The organism is Mesorhizobium sp. (genome assembly GCF_024509055.1).
Classification (GTDB): domain Bacteria; phylum Pseudomonadota; class Alphaproteobacteria; order Rhizobiales; family Rhizobiaceae; genus Mesorhizobium.
In genome coordinates, this window is record NZ_JANINM010000268.1 from 1 (window position 1) to 2,388 (window position 2,388).

At 65.0% G+C, this 2,388-nt stretch carries 3 protein-coding genes; all 3 read left to right on the forward strand.

Annotation, left to right across the window (positions count from 1 at the left end; translation table 11 throughout):
- The first annotated feature begins 32 nt into the window (after window positions 1-32).
- Entirely contained in the window at window positions 33-554 is a 522-nt protein-coding gene (locus Q0L57_RS12700) for an outer membrane protein assembly factor BamE (RefSeq protein WP_296743132.1), read from the forward strand.
- 150 nt (window positions 555-704) lie between these two features.
- Window positions 705-1,250 (forward strand): dTDP-4-dehydrorhamnose 3,5-epimerase family protein, encoded by a 546-nt coding sequence (locus Q0L57_RS12705; protein WP_296743128.1) that lies wholly within the window; start codon window positions 705-707, stop codon window positions 1,248-1,250.
- Between the two features lies 1 nt (window position 1,251).
- Complete coding sequence (locus tag Q0L57_RS12710) at window positions 1,252-2,238, forward strand: glycosyltransferase family 2 protein (RefSeq protein WP_296743130.1); 987 nt, start codon at window positions 1,252-1,254, stop codon at window positions 2,236-2,238.
- Window positions 2,239-2,388 lie beyond the last annotated feature (150 nt).

Below are 2,388 nucleotides of genomic sequence, written 5' to 3' on the forward strand. Positions count from 1 at the left end.
GCAAGTTGCGGGGATGTGATGGAGAATTGTTGTTGGGTGCGCTGAAATTCAAGTCCGTCTTTGCGCCGGTGCCGGCAGGCATGGCGTCGCTGCTGGTGGTGGTGTCAACGCTTTCAGCCTGCAATTCGTCCAAGATGTTCGGTGATCTTCATCCGAGCGAGACGTTCACCCAGGGCTATGTCATCGACCAGCAGGCGGTCGACTCGGTGCCGGTCGGCTCGAGTCGCGAGCAGGTGCTGCTGGCGCTGGGGACGCCGTCGACGACGGCCACCTTCGACAACGAGGCCTTTTACTACATCTCGCAGACCCGCAAGCGCTACGTCGCCTTCGACAAGCCGCGGCTGGTCGACCAGCACGTGCTGGCGGTCTATTTCGGCCCCGACAGCCGCGTCACCCAGATCGCCAATTACGGCATGAAGGACGGCAAGATCTTCGACTTCATCTCGCGCACCACGCCGACGGGCGGCAAGGACCAGAACTTCCTGAGCCAGATCATCAACGGCGCCGCCAAAATCGCGCCCGGCATCCCCGGTGGCGGCAGCGGCACGCCCTGAGGCCGGCTTTCGAGCGGCACTGACCAATGAAGCCCGTCGGATCGCTCCGGCGGGCATTTTTGTTTCATCACGATAAGGCGATCACCCGCATACTTGCGAATGTTTAGCCGTCCTCCTATCAATCTGGCGACAACCCGGGGGGGGCTGGACATGGGCAACAACGATCGCCGCGAGCCGCAAGACTGGATGACGGCGGGGACGCCTGATCGGCAGACCGTGACGCATGACTGGCTGGCCGTCGATCCTCCGGCGATCGATGGCGTCACGTTCAAGGAAATCAGGCCGGTCGCGACTTCGAACGGTTATTTGACCGAGATATTCCGCGCGGAGTGGGGACTTGATTCGCTTGCCGTGGACCAGGTTTTTCAGCGCACGATGTATCCCGGCGCCGTGACCGGCTGGCATGCGCATGCCGTTACGCAGGACCGGTTGTTCTGTTCTCTCGGCAGCGTCCGCATATCGCTGTTCGACGGCCGCAAGACGTCGCCGACGTTCGGCGCGCTCTGGCACAAGATCGTCGGCGCGGTGCGGCCTGCCATAGTCATCATCCCGCCCGGCGTCTGGCACGGCGTCGCCTCGCTCGGACCGGAAACAGCCTTGGTGCTCAATCTGGTCGACAAGGCCTATTCCTTCGAGAGCCCCGACCACTGGCGGCTGCCGCCGGACACCGACCAGATTCCGTACAAGCTGGTGTAGCGTGGCGCTGCCGGGCCAGCCTTCTCCGAGCCCGCGGACCGAGCCGCTCGTCTCGGTCGTCATCGCAACGCACAACCGGCCCGCTGCCCTGCGGGAGGCGCTGAGGAGCGTGCTGGGCCAAACGGTTGAGGACTGGGAGGCGATCGTCGTCGGCGACGCCTGCCGGCCGGACACGGCGGCGACGGTCGCAGCTTTCGGCGACGGCCGTGTTTCCTATATCGACCTGCCGGTGAATTTCGGCGAACAGTCAGGGCCGAACAATATCGGTTTTGCCAGGGCGCGCGGCCGGTTCGTCGCCATCCTCAACCACGACGACATCTGGTTCCCCGACCATCTGGCGGCGACCACGGGGTGGGCCGAAGCGACCGGCGCCGACGTGGTGATCGCGCGCGGCGCCGTCGTCAGGCCTCGATCCGATGCAGGCGGCGAGATCAGGACCGCGATCTTCGGCGCCGGCAAGCACGGCTTCTACGACCCGGTCATCACCGCCGGCTTCGGCTCGGCGCAACTGGTGCGGCGCACGGCGCTGGAACGGCTGGGAGGTTGGCGACCGGCCAGCCGGTGCTTCTGCGAAAGCTCGCAGGATTGGCTGTTCCGGGCCTGGCGCAAGGGCGCGATCATCGCCACCATGCCGCATCTGACGGTGCTCAAGCTTCACTCCGGTGAGCGCCGGGGAAGCTACGTGCAAGACGATGCGCAGGAGCAGAAAGACCTCGTCGACGCGATGGCGGCGCCGGATGCGCTACGGGTGAAAATTCTCGACGGCGCTGCCGAACCGGACCGCATCAGGTCACTCACCTATTTCAGACGCAGATTCCTCGCGACATTGGGCATCCACCCAAGGGCCAGGACGTTTCGGCGCGGCTATGCGCGTGGCGGCTTCCTGGCCATGCTGCGCGAGGTGCGTGGACTTTCGCCACTGCCCGAGCGCGAGCCGGAGCCGAAGGAAATGCTTTCGCGCTACCGCGCCGGCAGCGAAGACGATTAGGTTCTTCTTGGGGCACTCAAAAGAAAAACCCCGCGGGATCGCTCCCGCGGGTTTTTCTCAAGCGACGTCCGGGTCAGCCGTGCGCGAGCACGGCGAGCAGGAGCAGCGCCACGATGTTGGTGATCTTGATCGCCGGGTTGACGGCCGGGC